Raw genomic sequence first — 18,927 nt, forward strand, 5'->3', positions numbered from 1 at the left:
GAGGTCATGCGGTGCGCTCCAGTACGGCGTGGTCGATCGCGTGGGCCAACTCACGTCCGGACAACAGCCGTTCGGCCTCCTCCGTGACGGCGAGGCCGAGCCGGGCCACCTCGTTGCCCTGGGAGCCCGCGAGATGCGGGGTGATGAACGCGTTCGGCAGGTCGAAGAGCGGCGAGTCGGCGGGCAGCGGTTCCGGGTCGGTGACGTCGAGGATCGCACTGAGCCGGTTCGCGCGCAGCTCCTCGACGAGAGCGTCGTGGTCGAGGAGGGCACCGCGGGCCGTGTTGACGAGCACGGATCCCGCGGGCATCAGGGCGAGTTCGCGGCGGCCGATGAGGTGGTGGGTCTCGGGGGTCTGCGGGGCGTGGACGGTCACGATGTCGCTGGTTGCCAGCAGGTCGTCGAGCGGCAGCAGGGGTACGCCGAGGGCGGCGGCCTCCGTCGTGTCGACGTAGGGGTCGGCGAGGGTGACCCGCAGGTCGAAGGGGCGCAGCAGTTCGATGAGGCGGCGGCCGATCCGGGAGGCTCCGACGACGCCCACGCGGCGGCCGAAGTTGCCGATGCCCGGCATGATCTCCCCATAGGGGAAGGCGCGTTGGGCGCGGAGGCGGTCGCGCTGGGCGAAGATGTCCTTGCCCGCCAGGAGGATCATGGCGAGCGTGTACTCCGCCACGGGGAGGGCGTTCGCGCCGGCCGCGGAGGAGACGGTGATGCCGCGTTCCCAGATCGCGGGCGAGGTGAGTCCCTTGACGGAGCCGGCCGCGTGGAGGATCGCGCGCAGCTTGGGTGCGGCGTCCAGGACCGCCTCGTCGATATGGGGGCAGCCCCAGCCGGTGATCAGGATCTCCGTGTCGGCCAGTGCCTCCCGCACTCGGGGGTCGGCGAAGTTCCCGGCCGTCAGAGTGGGATCGATTTCTACCGCGTTGCCCAGGCGGGCCAGTACGTCCGGAGGGAAGATCTGGGGCACGTTCTCGGCTGTCATGGCGAAAAGTGCGGCGGGGCGTGGGCGCAAGGTGGGGTGACCTTCCGGATCGGTGACGCGTTTATAGCAACCGGTCTCTACGGTAGGTCTCGCGGCGCGAGAGGGTCAATGGACCGGGGCCCGACGGCGAGTGGGTGGGTGCGGGTCGCTTGTCGCTGGTCGCGCAGTTCCCCGCGCCCCTGGGGTGGGACAGGGGCGGGTAGGTTCGAAGGGTGGCCGTTTCGCCGGTCGACGAAAACTTTCCGGGAGGACCACGGATGGCAGAGGCTCTGACCAACTGGGCGGGGAACATCACCTACTCCGCCAAGGAGCTGCAGCGGCCGCACTCGCTCGACGCGCTGCGGGCCCTTGTCTCGCGGGCCGACCGCGTGCGAGTCCTCGGCAGCGGGCACTCGTTCAACGAGATCGCCGACCCGGGCAGTGAGGGCGTGCTCCTCTCGCTGACCGCGCTGCCGCCGTCGGTCGAGGTGGACCCCACGGCCCGTACCGTCAGAGTGGCGGGCGGCGTGCGGTACGCGGAGCTGGCCCGGGCGGTGCACGAGCGGGGGTTCGCGCTGCCCAACATGGCCTCGTTGCCGCACATCTCGGTGGCGGGTTCGGTGGCGACCGGCACACACGGCTCGGGGAACGCGAACGGCTCGCTGGCCTCGCCCGTACGGGAGGTGGAGCTGGTCCTGGCCGACGGATCGGCCCTGACGATAGGCCGGGGCGACCCCCGCTTCAGCGGGGCGGTGACCTCGCTGGGCGCGCTCGGTGTCGTCACCGCGCTCACGCTCGACCTGGAGCCGGACTTCGAGGTCGCCCAGCATGTGTTCGGCCGGCTGTCGCTCGCGGGACTGGACTTCGAGACGGTGTCGGCATCGGCGTACAGCGTGAGTCTGTTCACCGACTGGCGGCGCTCGGGCTTCGTCCAGGCGTGGGTCAAGCGGCGTACGGATGTGCCGTGGGACGGGTTTCCGTGGGCCGAGCCGGCCACCGAGGCGATGCACCCCGTGCCGGGGATGCCGGCCGGGAACTGCACCCAGCAGTTCGGGGTGCCCGGGCCCTGGCACGAGCGACTGCCGCACTTCCGGCCCGAGTTCACGCCGAGCAGCGGTGCGGAGCTCCAGTCGGAGTATCTGCTGCCGCGCCCGCACGCCACGGGTGCCCTGCGTGCGCTCGACGCGATCCGGGAGAGGATCGCGCCGGTGCTGCAGGTGTGCGAGGTGCGTACGGTCGCGGCCGACCGCCAGTGGCTGAGCCCGGCGTACGGGCGGGACACGGTGGCCTTCCACTTCACCTGGGTCGAGGACACGGCGGCCGTGCTACCCGTGGTGCGGCGGGTGGAGGAGGCGCTGACGCCGTTCGACCCGCGGCCGCACTGGGGCAAGGTGTTCACGATGACGGCACCGGTGGTGCGCGGACGCTATCCGCAGTTGGCGGAGTTCAGGAACCTGGCCGCGGAGCTGGACCCGACGGGGACGTTCCGCAACGCGTTCGTCGGTGAGGTGCTGGGCGGGTGACGGAAGGGTGACGGACGGCTCGATCCCCACTCTGCCCGCGGTGAGCCGCAGGGACTTTGTACAGCCCCTTTCCTAACCCCTTGTCGAAAGTCCTCGGACGGTCATAGCCTTGCGCCGCGCCGGGGCCGTCGGGCCGCCATGGCCTGGAGGGACCGAGGGGGCACGTTCTGGTGAAGCGCACGTCACGCGACATCCGCACCGCGAACCGCTATGGGGTGCTGCGCCAGATCATCGCCCACTCGCCCACGTCCCGCCAGGAACTGGCCGCCGCCACCGGGCTGAGCCTCGCCACGATCGCCACGCTGGTCGGTGAGCTGCTCGACCTGGGGATGCTGACGGAGGTCGGGTTCGAGGACTCCGCGGGTGGCCGCCCGCGGGGCCTCGTGGCCGTCAACGCGTCGGGGGGCGCGTTGATCGGCGTCGACATCGCCGAGACGTACGTCCGGGTCGAGCTGTTCGACCTGGCGCTGGGCGTGCTGGCCCGCGCCGACGAGGACATGCGGCCCGGTGAGATCCGTCCGGAGCAGGTCGTCGGGCATGTCGCCTCGGCCGTCGGCTCGGTGGTCGCACAGGCCGGTATCGAGGGCGCCCGGGTGCTCGGGGTCGGGGTCAGCGTGCCGGGCCAGGTGGACCGGGAGGCCGGTGTCTCGGAGTACGCGCCGAACTGGGACTGGCACGACGTGCCGCTGCTCGACCTGCTCGCCGAGCACATCGCTTATCCGCTGTATCTGGACAATCCGCTGCGCGCCTGCGCGGTCGCCGAGCTGTGGTTCGGGGCCGCGCGCGGGCGCGGGGACGCCGTGGTGGTGAACCTCGGGACGGGTGTCGGTGCCGGGCTCGTGCTGGGCGGCGGGCTGCACCGGGGGGTGAGCAACAGCGCCGGCGAGTGGGGGCACACCACGCTCGTGCTGGACGGGCGGCCGTGCCACTGCGGCAACCACGGGTGCGTGGAGACGTATGTCGGGGCGCCCGGAATCATGCTGAATCTCCGCGAGTCGAGCCCGGACAGCGCTCTGCTGCATCCGGATGACCAGACCGCGACGATCAACGCGCTCGCCCGCGGGGTCGCCACGCAGGACCCGGTGGCGACCGAGGTGGTCCGGGTCACCGCGCGCTATCTCGGCGCGGCGATCGCCGATCTGGTGAACCTCCTCAACCCCGAGGTGGTCGTGCTGAGCAGCTGGGTCGCGGCCACGCTCGCCGAGCCGCTGCTGTACGAGGTCCGCGAGGCCGTGGGCCGGCACGCGCTGAGACGGCCGCTGGCCAGCACCGAGATCGTCCTCTCCCCCATTCCCACCGACCCGGTGTGCCTGGGCGCGGCGACGTTCGCGCTGGAGGGCGCCCTCAGCTCGGTGGGCCTGAGACCCGCGGGCGGCAGGGTCGCCGCACCGCGTCGCGCCTCCTCCGCCAAGAGCCGTCCAGCGCCGTCCTCTTGACGCCGTCTTCTTGACGTCGGCACCCCGTCACGTCCGGTATTCCGGACGGGGCACAACGCTTCGAACAGACTTCGTCCAACCCCTTGCCGAAGCATTAGCCGAAGGTTAACGTCCCGCCACCGCACAGCGATTTCGAGCCGCAGCCGTACTCGAGACAAGGACGTCAGAATGTCGGCACTGAGCAACAGCAACTGGGACCGTCGATCCGTACTGCGAGCCGCCGCGGGCCTCGCCGCCCTCGGCCCGCTGGCCGCTTGTGGCGGCAACACCGGCCGTGAGGGCGGGGGCAGTTCGGGCAAGAACCTGACGCAGTACTTCCACGCGTACGGGGAGGCCGGCACGCAGGAGGCCATCAAGCGGTACGCGAAGGCCTACGACGAGGCCCGCGTGACCACCCAGTGGATCACGGGCAACAACTTCGAGAGCAAGCTGTTCTCGGCGCTGCTCACCGACAACGCGCCCGACGTCTTCGAGTTCCACCCGCAGCTTCAGATGATCAAGAGCGGCCAGGTGGCGCCGCTGGACGACATCATCGCCCCGGTCAAGGACGACTTCAATCCGGCCGACATCAAGTCCCACACGGTCGACGGCAAGGTCTACGGCGTCCGGATGATCGACGACCCGCAGTTCTTCTACTACCGCAAGTCGGTGCTGGAGAAGGCGGGTGTGGGGGTGCCCCAGACCCTCGAAGAGCTCGCCGAGGCCGCCGAGAAGCTCACCACCGACAAGGTCAAGGGCCTGTTCCTCGGCAACAACATGGTGTCGACCAACTACGCCCTGGTCTGGGCGGCCGGCGCCGACCAGCTCAACGCCAAGAACGAGATCGCCTACCACACCGACGACGTGGCCGCGGCACTGAAGGTGTACCGCAAGATGTTTACCAGCGGCCACCTGCTGCTGGACGCCCCCGCCGACTACTGGGACCCGTCCGCGCTGGTCCAGGGTCTGACCGCCATCCAGTGGTGCGGCATGTGGGCCATGCCCGTGATGCAGAAGGCCCTCGGCGACGACCTCGGCATATTCCCCTTCCCCTCGGCTGCCTCCGGCGCCAAGCCCGCGGTCTACAACGGCGGCTGGTCCATGTTCGTCAACGCCAAGGGCAAGAACGTCGACCTGGCCAAGGAGTACGTGAAGTGGCTCTGGATCGACCAGAAGAAGTACCAGGAGGACTGGGCGCTCAGCTACGGCTTCCACATCCCGCCGCGCACCTCGATCGCCGAGTCCGCCACCAAGCTCAAGTCGGGCCTGCCCGCTGAGGGCGTCAAGCTCTTCACCGACTACGGGCGCTTCGACAACATCTCCTGGACCCAGGCGATGATCACCGCGCTCGAAGAAGTGATCGCCAACTCCGTCCGCAAGGGCATGGACCCGGAGAAGGCCCTGGACGCCGCGGACAAGAAGGTCAATCTCGAACTCAAGAAGCTCTTCGGATAGGCCGGCGGACAACGGGTAACGACATGGCGACCACCACGACTCGTGACGCCACGCGCCCCGCCCCGGCCAAGGTCTCCAGGACCAGGCCGCGGCGGGGCATGGGCGGCAGCACGTTCAACTTCTGGCTCTTCACCGGCCCGTTCCTCATAGGCCTGGTGATCTTCGTCTACATCCCCATCGGATGGAGCGCCTGGCTCAGCTTCTTCGAGGCGCGCTACACGGTCACGCCCGACAAGTTCGTCGGCTTCGACAACTACAGGCTGATGCTGACGAACGGCGACTTCACCAAGTCGCTCGTCACCTTCACCGTGTTCGCCGCGATCATCGTGCCGGTCACCTGGGCGCTGTCGCTCGGTCTGGCACTGATGGTGCACCGGCTGCGCTTCATGAAGGCGTTCTTCCGGTCCGTCTTCTTCCTGCCGACGGCGTGCAGCTTCGTCGCCGCCTCGCTGATCTGGAAGATGTCCATCTTCAGCGGCGTCCGCTTCGGCATGATGAACACCGTTCTCGGCTGGTTCGGTGTCGAGAACATCGCCTGGCTGGCCAACCCGAACCCACCCTGGTACTGGCTGGTCATCGTCACCGTCCGCCTGTGGCTCCAGGCCGGGTTCTACATGATCCTGTTCCTGGCGGCCCTGCAGAACATCCCGCCGGAGCTGTACGAGGCCGCCGCGATCGACGGCGCCAAGCCAGGCTGGCAGACCTTCCGGTACATCACGCTGCCCCAGCTGAGGGCCACCTCGACGGCGGTGATCCTGCTGCTGCTCGTGGCCGCGTACCAGGCGTTCGACGAGTTCTTCAATCTGCTGTCGAAGACGACCTGGGGCCGTCCGCCTCTCGTCGAGCTGTACTACACGGCTCTGGGCGACGACCAGGACTACGGCGCGGGCAGCGCGGGCGCGGTCATCCTGACCCTGCTGATCTGCATGGTGACCATGCTCCAGGGCCGGTTCCTGGGCTTCGGAAGGGGGGACGGCTCCAAGTGACGACCGTCATCGAAACCCGCAAGGCCGATCCCGAGCCCCCGAAGCGGCGCGAGCGCAGGCGCGACCGGCGTGGCGTGCTCGGCTCCGCCGGTCTCTACTTCGCCACCGGCATCTGCGCCCTGCTCTTCCTCGTCCCGTTCTACCTGATCGTCCGCAACGCCCTGTCCACGGACGCCGAGATCACCGGCGAGAACTGGAAGTGGTTCCCGACCGACATCCAGTGGGGCAACGTCACCGAGCTGTTCGACGATCCGACGGTCCCGTTCGCCCAGTCCCTGTGGAACTCCGCGGTCGTCGGCGTCCTGCACACCATCGGCACGCTGCTGGTCTGCTCGCTCGCGGGCTACGGCCTCGCCCGCATCCCGTACAGGCACGCCAACAAGATCTTCTACGCGGTCCTGGTGACCCTGATGGTTCCGGCCGCCGTCACCTTCGTACCGAGCTTCGTGCTGGTCTCGTCGCTCGGCTGGGTATCGAGTATGCAAGGTCTCATCGTTCCGGGGCTGTTCAGTGGTTTCACCTGCTTCCTGTTCCGGCAGTACTTCCTGGGGTTCCCCAAAGAACTGGAGGAGGCGGCGCGCGTGGACGGGCTCGGGTACTGGGGTGCGTACTGGCGCATCGTCGTGCCCAACTCGCTGAACTTCTTCGCCGCGATCGCGACGATCACCTTCATCAGCGGCTGGAACGCCTTCCTGTGGCCGCTGGTCATCGGCCAGGACCAGGAGGCGTGGACCGTCCAGGTCGCGCTCTCCTCGTACATGACCAACCAGACGGTCAATTTCCACCTGATCTTCATGGCCACCGCCATCTCGATCCTGCCCCTGGTACTCGTGTTCCTGTTCCTCCAGCGCTGGCTGGTGCAGGGGGTCGCGCAGACGGGCATCAAGGGCTGACCTAGGAGAACGATGTCTTTGCGCACCACCCATTCCGTCGGCGCCGACTACGTCGAGGACGTCTCGCCCGGGAGCGGCGCGCTGCCGCCCCGGGCGTGGTACGCCTCCTCGGACGCCGTTTCCCTTTCCCTGAACGGCAGTTGGCGGTTCGGGCTCTCGACGACGGCCGATGCCGAGGACGAGTCGTTCGCCGCCGAGGGGTTCGACGCCGGGCGCTGGCCCGAGGTGCGGGTCCCCGGTCACTGGGTCCTCCAGGGTGACGGGCGCTTCGGGGCGCCGATCTACACCAACCACCGCTATCCGTTCCCGGTGGATCCGCCGCGGGTGCCGACGGAGAACCCGACCGGCGATCATCTGCGGGTCTTCGACCTCCCGGACGGCTGGCCGGCGGACGGTGGGGCCGTGCTCCGTTTCGACGGGGTGGAGTCGTGTGCCCGGGTGTGGCTGAACGGGACGGACATCGGTAACTTCAAGGGGTCCCGGCTGGCGCACGAGTTCGCGGTCGGGCACCTCCTGAAGGAGTCGGGGAACGTGCTCGCCGTCCGCGTCCACCAGTGGTCGTCGGGCTCGTACCTGGAGGACCAGGACCAGTGGTGGCTGCCCGGGATCTTCCGGGACGTCACACTGCTGCACCGGCCGGCGGGCTGCGCGCTCGACTTCTTCGTGCACGCCTCGTACGACCATCTCGAAGGCACCGGGACCCTGCGCGTCGACTCCGATGTCGACGGGCGGGTGACCGTGCCCGAGCTCGACATCGATGTCGCGACCGGTGAGTCCGTGACCGTGCCGGTCCGTCCGTGGACCGCCGAGACGCCCCGGCTGTACGACGGGACGCTGGTCACCGAGGGCGAGCGGGTGCCGCTCAGGATCGGTTTCCGTACGGTCGTGCTGGCGGACGGCCTGATCAAGGTGAACGGCACGGCGGTCCTGTTCAAGGGCGTCAACCGGCACGAGTGGCATCCCGAGACGGGCCGCGCCCTGGACCTGGAGACCATGCGCGAGGACGTGCTGCTGATGAAGCGGCACAACATCAACGCCGTGCGCACCTCCCACTATCCGCCGCACCCGGCCTTCCTCGATCTGTGCGACGAGTACGGGCTGTGGGTCATCGACGAGTGCGACCTGGAGACCCACGGCTTCACCGAGCAGGCCTGGCGGGACAACCCGGTGGACGACGACCGCTGGACGCCGGCGCTCCTGGACCGGGCGTCCCGCATGGTCGAGCGCGACAAGAACCACCCGTCGATCGTCATCTGGTCGCTCGGCAACGAGGCGGGCACCGGACGCGGGCTGACCGCGATGGCCGAGTGGATCCGTGGCCGTGACCGCTCACGGCTCATCCACTACGAGGGCGACTGGAACTGCCGCGACACGGACATGTACTCGCGGATGTACGCGGACCACGCCGAGGTCGAGCGGATCGGCAAGGGTCTGGACGGCGGGCCGCTCAAGCGGCGCCAACTCCCCTTCATCCAGTGCGAGTACGGGCACGCGATGGGCAACGGACCGGGCGGACTCGCCGACTACCAGCGGATCTTCGAGGCGCACGACCGGATCCAGGGCGGCTTCATCTGGGAGTGGATCGACCACGGGATCAAGGACGAGCGGTTCGGCTTCGCGTACGGCGGTGACTTCGGGGAGGAGCTGCACGACGGGAACTTCGTCTGCGACGGGCTGCTCTTCCCGGACCGCACGCCCTCGCCGGGGCTCGTCGAGTACAAGAAGGTGACGGAGCCGGTCCGCATCGAGAGCGCCACCGACGGCGCGGACGGCACGGTCCGGATCACCAACCGGTACGACTTCGCGGACCTGTCGGGGCTGGCCTTCGAGTGGTCGTACGAGGTCGACGGCGAGGCGGCCGAGACGGGCACGCTGTCGGTGCCCGCGCTCGCGCCGGGCGAGTCGGCCGAGGTGAAGCTGCCGGCGCCGCCTGCGGACACGCCGGGCGCGGAGACCCGGTGGACGGTCCGGGCGACGCTCGCCGACGAGACGGCGTGGGCGCCGAAGGGGCACCTGGTGGCCTGGGGTCAACTGCCGGTGGCCGAGCGCCCGTCGGTGACCGTTCCCGCCAGTGAGCGGCCCGTCCTCGACGAGCACGGGGCCATCACGCTCGGGCCCGCCGTCTTCAACGCGCGGGCCGGCGAGCTGGTGACGATCAACGGGATCGATGTCTTCGACCTGAAGCTGGACGTGTGGCGGGCGCCGACCGACAACGACTTCGGCGCGGACTGGCAGCCGGACATCCGCTACGGCGTGCTCTGGCGCAAGCTCGGCCTTCACCGGATGCAACACCGCCTGGACGCCGTCGAGTTGGAGGACGACGCGCTGGTCGTACGCACCCGGGTGGCGCCCGCCGCCGCGGAGGTGGGCCTGCGCACGGTGTACCGGTGGACGTCCGACGGGACGCGGCTGCGGCTGACGGTGTCCGTGGCACCCGAGGGCGACTGGAAGGTGCCGCTGCCGAGGCTCGGCATCCGTCTCGGGCTGTGCGCCGGCGACTGGGTGAAGTGGCACGGCGGCGGGCCGGGCGAGGCCTACCCGGATACCGACTCCGCCTCGATGCTGGGGCGTTGGGAGTCCACGGTGGACGAGCTGCAGACCCCGTACGTGCGCCCGCAGGAGAACGGTGCCCGTGCCGACGTCCGCTGGGCGGAGATCGGCTGGGGAGAGGAACCCGTCGCGCTGCGTGTCGAGGGCGAGCCGGAGTTCTGGCTGACGGCCCGCCGCTGGACGAGCGAGGAACTCGACGCCGCCGAGCATCTGACGGATCTGAGGCCCGGCGACACCGTGTGGGTCAACCTCGACCACGGGCAGCAGGGAATCGGTTCGCAGTCGTGCGGTCCGGGCACGCTGCCGGAGTACCAGCTGCGGGTTCAGCCCGCTGAATTCTCCTTTGTCTTCTCGGTGGTCGACGACTGAGAATGTTACCGGTCACACGGCCGTCCGGCTGCCGAGCCGGACGGCCGTGTTCGTGTGTCCCCGGCTCCCGGAGGTTCCCCGCGTGAGTGGCTCCATCGAGGTCAGCGGGCTGTCCCGCACCTTCCACACCACCGTCCGCCGCCCCGGGTTCGCGGGCGCGCTCAGATCCCTCGTCAACCCGGAGCGGGTCGCCAAGGACGCCGTCTCCGACATCACCTTCGACGTCGCCCCCGGTGAACTCCTCGCACTGCTCGGGCCGAACGGCGCGGGCAAGTCCACCACCATCAAGATGCTCACCGGCATCCTCACCCCCACGTCCGGCGAGGCACGGGTCGCGGGCGTGGTCCCGTACCAGGAGCGCGAACGCAACGCGCGCAACATCGGGGCCGTGTTCGGGCAGCGCACCCAGCTGTGGTGGGACCTGCCGGTGCGGGAGTCCTTCGCGATCCTGCGTGACATCTACGACGTTCCCGAGGCCGAACACCGCACGAGGCTGCGGGAGTTCGACGAGCTGCTCGACCTGTCCTCCTTCTGGGACACCCGGGTGCGGCACCTCTCGCTGGGCCAGCGGGTGCGTTCCGACCTGGCCGCGGCGCTGCTGCACGATCCGCGGGTGGTGTTCCTCGACGAACCCACCATCGGCATGGACGTGGTGGTCAAGGAACAGGTCCGCGAGTTCCTCCGGTACCAGGTGGAGGAGCGCGGGCGGACGGTGCTGCTCACCACGCACGACATGACGGAGGTCGAGCGGCTCGCCGAGCGGGTCGTCCTGATCAACCACGGGCGGCTCGTCCTGGACGGCACGCTGGACGAGATCCGGCGCAAGTTCGGCTCGACCTGGCAGGTTCGGGTCACCCTCGCCGACCCGCACACACCCGTCGAGGCGCTGCCCGGAATGGTGCTGGTGCGGCACGAAGGCCCGCAAGTGGTGTTCGGGCCCGACGGGCCCACGGCTCCGGCCATGCACCAGGCGCTGAAGCAGGTCATCGAGCGGTACGAGGTGACCGACATCGCCCTGGACGAGGCCGATCTGGAGGACGTGATGCGTGCCGCGTACGTCCAGGCGGGGGGCGAGTGACCGTGGCCGTCCTCCAGGGCTGGCGGGCCGCCCGCGTCACTCCGCTCGGCGAACTCCACACCCCGCCGCGGATGACCGCCGCGCTGCTCCGACTCACCGTGCAGGTGGTGCTGGTCGCCTCACTGTGGCACGGCCTGTACGCGGCCACCGGCACGACGGCCGGCCTGACCAAGGACCAGGCGGTCACGTATGCCGTACTGGCCGTACTGGCCACCCGGATAAGGGAGTTGGACCAGTACGCGGGCCGGGACACCGTGCTCCAGCACATGCACTTCGGCACGATCATCTACTGGTATCTGCGCCCGCTCCCGCCCCAGCGCTACTACGCGTTGCGGGCCCTCGGCGAGCAGTTGTACGGGCTGGTGTGGGTGCTCGCCGGGTACGTGATCTGTCTGGCCGCCGGAGTCGTGGAGCCACCCAAGTCGGCGGCTGTGGCAGGGGTGTTCGCGGTCAGCGCGTTCCTGGGGCAGTGGGTTCTCTACTACGTGATGCTCGCCATCGACCAGCTCTGTTTCTGGACGCTCCGCAACGGCGCGGCGATGCTGATCCTGATCTTCGCGCAGAACCTGCTGTCCGGGGTGTACGCGCCGCTGTGGTTCTTCCCGGACTGGTTCATCACCATGAGCGGCTTCCTGCCGTTCCAGGCGACGCTGAGCGTGCCGCTGTCGCTGTACGTCGGCCGTATCGAACTGTCCGACGCGGGCCCGCAGTTGGCCGTACAGGCCGCCTGGGTGGTGGCCCTCGCCCTGCTCACCCGGCTGCTGTGGCGGCGGGCCGCCCGGCGCGTGATCTCGCAGGGAGGCTGACATGTCGACCAAGGCTCTTCGCGTCGTCTGGCGCATCACCCGGCTCAACTTCCGTGCCCAGCTGGAGTATCGCTCCGAGTTCCTGATGATGATCGCGATCGGCGCGGTCTGGCAGGTGTCGGTGATCGTGTTCGCGACCGTGCTGCTCACCCGGTTCAGCGGGATGGGCGGCTGGGACAGCTCGGACGTCCTGCTGATCCCGGCGACGCGGATGCTGGCGCACGGACTGTTCGTGCTGTTCCTGGGGCGTGTGCACGGTCTGGCGCGGCACATCCAGGAGGGGGTGATCGACACGTATCTGGTCCGCCCGATGCCGGTCTACCGCCAGCTCCAGCTCCAGTACTTCCCCACGAACGCGATCGGTGACCTGACGGTGGCGGCGGGCCTGATGGCAGGCGCTCTGAGCCGCAGCGACCTGGACTGGACGGCGGGCCGGATCACCTATCTCGTCGTCTGCGTCCTCGGCGGAATGCTGCTTGAGGCGGCCATGTTCACGGCGGTCGCCTGCGCCTCGTTGCGCTTCCCGGCCGCCGACTACTGGGGTCGCTGGTTGGAGGAGCTGCTCGGCACGTTCGGCAGCTACCCGCTGAACGTGCTGCCCAAGGCGGTGGGCGGCTTCCTCACGTTCGGCCTGCCGCTGGCGTTCGTCGCGTACTTCCCGGCAGCTGTGCTGACCGGGCACGACACCGCTGTCCCGTACTGGCTGGCGGCCGTGTCACCCCTGCTCGGCGCCGCGGCCTACCTGGGGTCGCGGCTGCTGTGGAGGTGGAGTCTTCGGCACTACACGGGTGTGAACGGATGACCGACCGCATCAGCCCCGGTGTCCTGCCGTGGGTGACGCGGCCCCTGGCGGCCCCGGCACAGGCACCCCCGTGACCTGTGCAAAGGGCCGCTCGGGACCGCGTCGCCCCGGCCTCGGCCATCAGCTCAGCATTCGGGGCCCCACTCCGCGCTGTGCAGGGTGACGGGGCCCAGGAAGATGTCGACGTTGGGGTCGTTCGGGTAGTGCAGGCACCCCTGGAAGTTGCCGCCGGACTGGGCGGTGAGGTTGAACCGGATGTGGTCCGCGCCCGGGAAGCGCACACCGTTGTTGAGGATGTACATCCCCTGGTCCGAGTGCAGGTTGTACAGGTTCCCCGTCGACTTCCACATCGGCGCGCCCCACGCCACGTCGTTGTTCCAGACGCAGACGTATCCCCTGGGACAGTCCGCCGGAGCGGCCGATGCCGGTGGCGCTGAGGCCACACTCATGGCCGCCGTCATCAGCAGTGCCGCTACGCCCACGCCCGCCTGCTTGCGAAACCGTGCCTTCAAAGTTTCCTCCGTGTCAGTCACTGCCGGGCGGCTGTTGTCGGCCGGCCGCTTCCATTGGCCAAGCATTGCTCTTGTTCCAAGGCCCTGGTCCTGACAGATGTCAGGGACCGGGGCCTCCCGAACCTGCCTACAGTGCGGGGCGACGAGTACGGGAACCCTCCCGCGGGCCGACCCGCCAGGGCATCGAAAGGAACGTCATGCGCAAGCTGACCGCGGCACTCGCCGCCGCCGGAGCATTCGCCCTCATGGTGACCACCGCCCAGAGCGCCGCAGCCGACGGGCACGGCCGCGGCTGGTACGGCGTGTGGGCGGACGGGGTCAACGTCCGCGACATCAACGAGGGCAACTGCGCCACCTCACCGAGCACCTCCAACTGCCCCAGCGTCATCGGTCAGATCAACTCGTGGGACGAGGTGCTGGTGTACTGCCAGATCCCGGGCCAGACGGTCGGCGGCAACCCGTACTGGGTGATGGTCGCGCCGCGGGGCTGGGACAAGTACGGGATCATCTCCAGCTACTACGTCGAGAACAACAGCGACTGGATCGACGGCGTGCCCGGCCCGAACGGCTGCGCGATCTAGGGCCTGCCAGAGAGGCCCCAGGGCCTGTCGGACAGGCCCTTGTTCCCGGGTCACCGCTCCCGTCGCAGGTCGCGGGCCGTCGTGCCGTACTGGGACTTGAGGGCGCGGGACAGGTGGCGTGGGTCGTGGAGGCCCCAGCGGGCGGCGACGGCTGCCGTTGTACGGCCGTCCTGGGCGGGGTCGAGGAGGTCGCGGCGGACGCGGTCGAGGCGTTCGCCGCGCAGCCAGGCCGCGAAGGGGGCGCCGGTGCGGTGGAAGAGGCGGTGGAGCTGGCGGGCCGAGATGCCGTGGGCCGCCGCGACCGAGTCGACGCACAGGGACGGGTCGGAGATGTTCGCCAGCACGTAGACGCGGATGCGGTCGACCAGTTCGGTGGCCGTGTCCATCCGGCCCGGCTCGGTCTCCGTGAAGGCCGCGAGGAGGAGGGACACCAGGGCGTCCCCCGCGTGGGCCTGGGCCGGTCCCGCCAGTTCGTCGAGGTGGCGGCCCAGGCCCTGGAGGAACGCGGCGAGCACCGCCTGCGCACCGGTGTCGGCGGGCAGGCGACGGGCCGCCCGAGCGGCCACGGTGTCGGCGTGCCGCCCCAGTTCGGTGCGCGGGATGCCGACGGCCATGACATCGCAGCCGTCGGCGACGGCTAATCGGTACGGGCGTGTCATGTCGAAGACCACGAAGTCGCCGTTGTGCGCGCGGGATTGAGTGCCGCCCTGGTCGGCCGCTGCGGGCTCGGGTGACCTGTGCAGCGTGATCTTCAGCAGCTCGGGGTCGGTGGACGAGATCGCCCGCGCCGACCGCTGGACCAGATGCCCCGAGCCCCGGATCCGCGCCACTGTCGCACGCCCGACCGCCGCCGCGTCGATATCGGCCCGGAACGCACTCGCTTCGACTTCCGCGCCAACTCCCGCCCCTGCGACGCCTCTTGGTGCGTCACCGCCAGTGGCGCGAGGACCGTTGACGCGGCCGTCTGTAACTCGCCGACAGTGGCCTGGTGTACGTGTAAGGCGCCACCGCTCATGGAACCGCTCCCTGACTTGCCCGGGCATTTATCGGTATATCGATTGACCCACTTGAGAGTTACCCGCCTTCCGGGCGCGAATCGGAGACGGTCCGGGCAGGAAGTGGAGACTCGCCGCGCCTCCGCTTCCGTACCTTCTACCTGGGGGAGCGACGTCGGCTGGGACCCTCACCACAGTTCCAGCCGGCTGCTCCGTCACCGGCGCCACCGGCCCGGCACCCGGACCTCCGCCCACACCACCTTGTACGTCCCGCCCAGGCACAGGTCCGTTCCCCACTTCTCGGCCAGCGCGGCCACGATCAGCAGCCCGCGCCCGCCCTCGCCCGACGGCTCCTGGAGCACCGGCCGCCGCTCGGTCCGCCCGTCGGCCACCTCCACGCGTACGACGTCCGCGGCGTCCTCGGCGTCTCGCAGCACCAGCCGTACGCGGAAGTCGCGGCCCCTCACGCGCCCGTGCCGCACCGCGTTCGCCGCGAGCTCGGCGACCACCAGCGTCACGGACTCGCTCACCTCGCTGTCGTAGCCGAAGCCCCACACGTCCATCCGGTTCGCGACCAGCCGCCGCGCGAGCCGGGCCCCTCGCGGGGTACAGCTGAAGAGCTGCGTGAACGTACGTACGGTGTCGGGCACTTGGACCCGGATGTCTCCTTGCATGGGTCAACGGTCCCGGGGCGCGGAGCCGTCGACCAGCTCCGCCACTCGTACGCTGCCCACCGTACGAGTTCACGTTGTGGACAGTACGGGTGACGTTCCGTGACCATGACGGAATGACCAACAGCACGACGAACGAGCCCGAGCCGTCGGACAGTTTGAAGACGTTCGGGCTGGTCCACAAGGCTTTCCGCAAGCGGGCGGGTCTGACGCAGGAGGAGTTCGCGCCGCTGGTGCGGTACCAGCCGTCGACGGTGGCATCGATCGAGCAGGGGCGCCGCTTACCGCCACGGGTGTATGTGGAGCGGGCGGAGGAGGTACTGGACGCGTTCGGGGTGCTGCGGGCGGCTGCCAAGTACGCCACGCGGGAGCCTGGCTTGGCTTCTTGGTTCCGCAAATGGGCGGACCTTGAGGAGCAGGCGATCAGCCTGTACACGTTCGAGAACCGGCTGGTGCCGGGTCTTCTCCAGACAGAGGCTTACGCACGCACCTTGTTCAACGCGCGGTTGCCGGTGCTGACCGACTCACAGATCGAGGCTCAACTCGCCGCCCGCACGGACCGCCAGCGGCTGTTGACCGAGATGCCCAACACCGCGTTCAACTTCATCGTCGAGGAGCACATCGTCAAGCGTGGGACCGGGGGTACGAATGTCACGCGCGAGCTGATCGATCACCTCCTGGCGGTCACGGAACTCCGCAACGTGGAGCTGCAGTTGATGCCAGTGACACGTCACATCCATGCCGGTCTGAACGGCCCCATCCAGCTGCTGGAGACCAGCGACAACGACTGGTTCGGCTACTGCGAGGGACAGGAGAGCGGCCAGCTCATCGTCAGTCCGAAAACGGTCAGTGTCCTCCACATGCGCTATGCGAAACTGCGTTCACAGGCTCTCACCCCGGACGATTCCCGGAGCCTGCTGGAGCGGACGCGAGGAGCACTATGAGCACCACCGAGCTGGCCTGGTTCAAGAGCAGCTATAGCGGCGACAGCTCTGGCGACTGCGTCGAAGTCGCCGCCTCCCCCGCCGCCATCCACGTCCGCGACTCCAAGAACACCCGCGGGCCCCGGCTCGACCTCTCCCCCACCGCCTGGGGCGACTTCGTCGCGTCGGTCAGTGGTCCGCGCAGCACGGCGTAGGGTCCGGGACCTCGAACGGGACCAGTACCCCTCCCACCGCGGGCATGAGGGTCAGGACGAGTTCGCCGTCCTGCCACTGCGGGCGGACGTGATCCCTCGTCACCACCTCTGGTCCGGCGGGGGTTCACCCACCGACCCCAACACCGTGACACGGTCGATCGCGGAGCCGGACAGCAGCTCCGCGACCGTCACCGTGCCGGTCAGGGCGGCCGACCCGGGGTACACGACGGCCCGGCCGACCTCGTCGGGCGCGCCGGTCGTCACCTCGTACCCCTTGGCCGTGGCCACGCGCGCGGCCTCCCCGGACGCTGTCGCGAACGACAGCACCACCCGGGGCCGCTCCCCGCGGACCAGGTGGGTACAGCCGAACCCGCCCTCTGGGAGGGCGAGTTCGGCTGCGAGCGCCTGCAGCAGGTGGTCGGCCGCACGCAGGTCGCGTACGTCGGTGTCGACCGTGATGACGTGCTGGTTCACGCGGGCAGGACCCACACGGGGTTCGAGTAGAACCACAGGTCGTTCCACGGGTCGGCGTCGCCGACGACATCGATCGCGGGGCCCGCGGGGTCGACGGCCGCACCCCGCGAGCCGACGGCGGACCGCTTGCCGTCGGAGCCGCGCAGGCGGACGTAGAGCGGGCGGTCGACGCGGCCGAGGGAGTACGTGATCCGGGCCGTGCCGGTGGACTTGTTGACCTCGTACGACTTGACGACCTTGGCGGTCGGCGCGGTGAAGGTGTCCTTGTCCGCGACCGGGCCGGTGACGTCACCCTGGATGACGTCCACGCGGGCCAACTTCGGGGTGAAACCCGCCCAGTTGGGGCCGTCGGCAAGGGCGACGTCCACGGTCAGTGTGACGTTCGTGCCCTTCTTGACGTGCAGGGCGCCGCCGAGGGTGGCCCAGCGGCTGCCGCCGGAGAGGCGGACGTCGAGGCCGCTGAGGAGCTGGCCGTGGTCGACCCAGACGCGGCCGGCGCGTATGCCGTCCATGACGGCGGCGTAGGAGAAGCCGTCGGAGCCGACGTGGGTGCGGCTGTACTGGCCGGGCCAGTAGTCGCCCTGGGTGATGTCGATCTTCCCGGCGTAGACCGGGTCGTCGTAACGGCCGTTGGTGTTGAAGTCGCCGCCGCCGCGCGCGGCGGTGTCCGCGTAGACCTGGTGCGAGTCGGAGTTGGCGCTGATCCACCAGGCCTTGCCCTCGGCGAGCAGACTGTCCCACAGGCCGCCGACGGTGGCGGTCATCCAGTCGAAGCCGCCCCAGGTGCGGTAGCTCTCCGGCGGGTAGCCGGCGAAGGAGTCGACGCTCGGGTTGTTGTCGTAGATGCCCCGGGCCCGGCCCATGCCGAGGGGCGCGGGCAGACCGGCCGCCTGGTGGCCGGGCGCGCCCTCGAAGCCGACGGCGATCTGGTGGCTCGCGGGCGTCGCGTCGCGCCAGGCGCGGATCTCGTGCGGGGAGTCGACACCGCGACGCGCCGGGTGGTTGGCGAGCATCAGCGCGTCCTTGACCTTGCGGCGCTTCACCTGGTCGCCGAGGAAGGCGAGGCCCGCGATGGCGAGCGCCTCGTTGGCGGGCGAGGAACCGGAGGCGTTCTTGACGCTGCCGTCGTAGTCGGTCTCGAACTGCTTGAGGACGGAGACCTCGTTCTTACCGGGGTGCACGAAGACCGTGCCGTGCTCGGCGCCCGGGATGTTCCACTCCAGGCCCTGGAAGACGAGGGTGTCCTCGTAGGCGTCACGGGCCGCCTTGATGTCCGGGTTGACCTTGTCGACGCCGATCTTGGCGTGCGTGGTGCTGCCGTGGTCGGTGATGACCAGCCAGTCCATGCCGTGCTTGGCGCCCTGGCGGACCTGGTCGACGACGCGGTACTTGCCGTCGCTGCTGTACTGCGTGTGGATGTGGTGGTCGCCCGCCAGCCAGAGGAAGCCCTTCTTTCTCCGGCCGCCGGACGCCGGCTGGGCAGCCGCGGCCGTCCCGCTGGTCGCGCCGCCGAGGACTCCGGCGGTCGCCAGACCCGCGCCGAGCAGGCCCGCGCGGCGCAGCATGGAGCGGCGCGACCGCTGGTCGGGCGTCAGGGCGTCGTCGGGCACGGAGGTGTCGAAGGCCGCGGGCAGCGTCGTACCGCCCTCATGACCGTGGTCGTGATGGTGGTGGTGCCCGTGTCCGTGGCTGTGCCCCATGTCGGCCTCCTGTGTCCG

The 18,927-nt window shown here is 69.6% G+C and carries 17 protein-coding genes and 1 pseudogene; 12 read left to right on the forward strand and 6 right to left on the reverse strand.

The features are described from left to right. Positions 1 to 4: 4 nt before the first annotated feature. A complete protein-coding gene (locus ACZ5VQ_RS38045) occupies positions 5 to 1,012 on the reverse strand; it encodes a hydroxyacid dehydrogenase (RefSeq protein ID WP_469108968.1) in 1,008 nt (335 codons plus the stop codon). Positions 1,013 to 1,239: 227 nt separating this feature from the next. On the opposite strand from ACZ5VQ_RS38045, the gene ACZ5VQ_RS38050 reads away from it, so the two are divergent. From ACZ5VQ_RS38050 to ACZ5VQ_RS38090, 9 genes are all read left to right on the forward strand, one after another. After that, positions 1,240 to 2,484 (forward strand): FAD-binding protein, encoded by a 1,245-nt coding sequence (locus ACZ5VQ_RS38050; protein WP_469108969.1) that lies wholly within the window; start codon positions 1,240 to 1,242, stop codon positions 2,482 to 2,484. 170 nt (positions 2,485 to 2,654) lie between these two features. Continuing rightward, a complete protein-coding gene (locus ACZ5VQ_RS38055) occupies positions 2,655 to 3,920 on the forward strand; it encodes an ROK family transcriptional regulator (protein WP_469108970.1) in 1,266 nt (421 codons plus the stop codon). A 168-nt stretch (positions 3,921 to 4,088) separates the two neighbouring features. Further along, entirely contained in the window at positions 4,089 to 5,354 is a 1,266-nt protein-coding gene (locus tag ACZ5VQ_RS38060) for an ABC transporter substrate-binding protein (RefSeq protein WP_362081921.1), read from the forward strand. 23 nt (positions 5,355 to 5,377) lie between these two features. Next, positions 5,378 to 6,340 (forward strand): carbohydrate ABC transporter permease, encoded by a 963-nt coding sequence (locus ACZ5VQ_RS38065; protein WP_469108971.1) that lies wholly within the window; start codon positions 5,378 to 5,380, stop codon positions 6,338 to 6,340. Between the two features lie 74 nt (positions 6,341 to 6,414). After that, positions 6,415 to 7,233, forward strand: a complete 819-nt coding sequence (locus ACZ5VQ_RS38070) for a carbohydrate ABC transporter permease (protein ID WP_362082079.1) — start codon at positions 6,415 to 6,417, stop codon at positions 7,231 to 7,233. Positions 7,234 to 7,245: 12 nt separating this feature from the next. Beyond that, on the forward strand, positions 7,246 to 10,152 hold the full coding sequence (locus ACZ5VQ_RS38075) for a glycoside hydrolase family 2 TIM barrel-domain containing protein (protein ID WP_469108972.1): 2,907 nt from the start codon (positions 7,246 to 7,248) through the stop codon (positions 10,150 to 10,152). A gap of 82 nt (positions 10,153 to 10,234) precedes the next feature. Further along, a complete protein-coding gene (locus ACZ5VQ_RS38080) occupies positions 10,235 to 11,230 on the forward strand; it encodes an ABC transporter ATP-binding protein (RefSeq protein WP_362081929.1) in 996 nt (331 codons plus the stop codon). A gap of 2 nt (positions 11,231 to 11,232) precedes the next feature. Next, entirely contained in the window at positions 11,233 to 12,036 is an 804-nt protein-coding gene (locus ACZ5VQ_RS38085) for an ABC-2 family transporter protein (protein WP_200395173.1), read from the forward strand. 1 nt (position 12,037) lies between these two features. Beyond that, positions 12,038 to 12,838, forward strand: a complete 801-nt coding sequence (locus ACZ5VQ_RS38090; RefSeq protein WP_469108973.1) for an ABC transporter permease — start codon at positions 12,038 to 12,040, stop codon at positions 12,836 to 12,838. Positions 12,839 to 12,963: 125 nt separating this feature from the next. Here the strand turns inward: ACZ5VQ_RS38090 and ACZ5VQ_RS38095 are convergent, their stop codons facing one another. After that, on the reverse strand, positions 12,964 to 13,350 hold the full coding sequence (locus ACZ5VQ_RS38095; protein WP_469108974.1) for a peptidase inhibitor family I36 protein: 387 nt from the start codon (positions 13,348 to 13,350) through the stop codon (positions 12,964 to 12,966). Between the two features lie 197 nt (positions 13,351 to 13,547). On the opposite strand from ACZ5VQ_RS38095, the gene ACZ5VQ_RS38100 reads away from it, so the two are divergent. Continuing rightward, complete coding sequence (locus ACZ5VQ_RS38100; RefSeq protein ID WP_469108975.1) at positions 13,548 to 13,931, forward strand: hypothetical protein; 384 nt, start codon at positions 13,548 to 13,550, stop codon at positions 13,929 to 13,931. 50 nt (positions 13,932 to 13,981) lie between these two features. Here the strand turns inward: ACZ5VQ_RS38100 and ACZ5VQ_RS38105 are convergent, their stop codons facing one another. Further along, complete coding sequence (locus ACZ5VQ_RS38105; RefSeq protein ID WP_469108976.1) at positions 13,982 to 14,974, reverse strand: AraC-like ligand-binding domain-containing protein; 993 nt, start codon at positions 14,972 to 14,974, stop codon at positions 13,982 to 13,984. A gap of 167 nt (positions 14,975 to 15,141) precedes the next feature. Next, on the reverse strand, positions 15,142 to 15,600 hold the full coding sequence (locus ACZ5VQ_RS38110; protein WP_469108977.1) for an ATP-binding protein: 459 nt from the start codon (positions 15,598 to 15,600) through the stop codon (positions 15,142 to 15,144). 113 nt (positions 15,601 to 15,713) lie between these two features. Between ACZ5VQ_RS38110 and ACZ5VQ_RS38115 the strand changes: the two genes are divergently transcribed. Then, the gene (locus ACZ5VQ_RS38115; protein WP_469108978.1) at positions 15,714 to 16,541 is read left to right on the forward strand and encodes a helix-turn-helix domain-containing protein; all 828 of its coding nucleotides are present in this window, start codon (positions 15,714 to 15,716) and stop codon (positions 16,539 to 16,541) included. Then, positions 16,538 to 16,735, forward strand: coding sequence for a DUF397 domain-containing protein (locus ACZ5VQ_RS38120; RefSeq protein WP_469108979.1), 198 nt, complete (start codon positions 16,538 to 16,540; stop codon positions 16,733 to 16,735). Before ACZ5VQ_RS38115 ends, ACZ5VQ_RS38120 begins: the two co-directional genes overlap by 4 nt. On the opposite strand, the pseudogene ACZ5VQ_RS38125 reads toward ACZ5VQ_RS38120, so the two are convergent. Both ACZ5VQ_RS38125 and ACZ5VQ_RS38130 read right to left on the reverse strand, forming a co-directional pair. Next, positions 16,710 to 17,224 (reverse strand): annotated as a pseudogene (locus ACZ5VQ_RS38125) (hypothetical protein). The gene ACZ5VQ_RS38120 and the pseudogene ACZ5VQ_RS38125 sit on opposite strands and share 26 nt — an antisense overlap. Continuing rightward, entirely contained in the window at positions 17,206 to 18,909 is a 1,704-nt protein-coding gene (locus tag ACZ5VQ_RS38130) for a PHP domain-containing protein (protein WP_469108980.1), read from the reverse strand. Before ACZ5VQ_RS38130 ends, ACZ5VQ_RS38125 begins: the two are co-directional and overlap by 19 nt. Between the last annotated feature and the right edge of the window lie 18 nt (positions 18,910 to 18,927).

Source organism: Streptomyces sp. NPDC033178 (assembly GCF_055577685.1).

Excerpts from the sequence above, each read along its gene's own strand:
- ACZ5VQ_RS38130 (WP_469108980.1), bottom strand. The coding sequence starts at position 18,909 with ATGGGGCACAGCCACGGACACGGGCACCACCACCATCACGACCACGGT.
- ACZ5VQ_RS38090 (WP_469108973.1), top strand. The coding sequence starts at position 12,038 with ATGTCGACCAAGGCTCTTCGCGTCGTCTGGCGCATCACCCGGCTCAAC.
- ACZ5VQ_RS38100 (WP_469108975.1), top strand. The coding sequence starts at position 13,548 with ATGCGCAAGCTGACCGCGGCACTCGCCGCCGCCGGAGCATTCGCCCTC.
- ACZ5VQ_RS38105 (WP_469108976.1), bottom strand. The coding sequence starts at position 14,974 with ATGCCCGGGCAAGTCAGGGAGCGGTTCCATGAGCGGTGGCGCCTTACA.
- ACZ5VQ_RS38120 (WP_469108979.1), top strand. The coding sequence starts at position 16,538 with ATGAGCACCACCGAGCTGGCCTGGTTCAAGAGCAGCTATAGCGGCGAC.
- ACZ5VQ_RS38060 (WP_362081921.1), top strand. The coding sequence starts at position 4,089 with ATGTCGGCACTGAGCAACAGCAACTGGGACCGTCGATCCGTACTGCGA.
- ACZ5VQ_RS38065 (WP_469108971.1), top strand. The coding sequence starts at position 5,378 with ATGGCGACCACCACGACTCGTGACGCCACGCGCCCCGCCCCGGCCAAG.
- ACZ5VQ_RS38075 (WP_469108972.1), top strand. The coding sequence starts at position 7,246 with ATGTCTTTGCGCACCACCCATTCCGTCGGCGCCGACTACGTCGAGGAC.
- ACZ5VQ_RS38115 (WP_469108978.1), top strand. The coding sequence starts at position 15,714 with ATGACCAACAGCACGACGAACGAGCCCGAGCCGTCGGACAGTTTGAAG.
- ACZ5VQ_RS38110 (WP_469108977.1), bottom strand. The coding sequence starts at position 15,600 with ATGCAAGGAGACATCCGGGTCCAAGTGCCCGACACCGTACGTACGTTC.
- ACZ5VQ_RS38050 (WP_469108969.1), top strand. The coding sequence starts at position 1,240 with ATGGCAGAGGCTCTGACCAACTGGGCGGGGAACATCACCTACTCCGCC.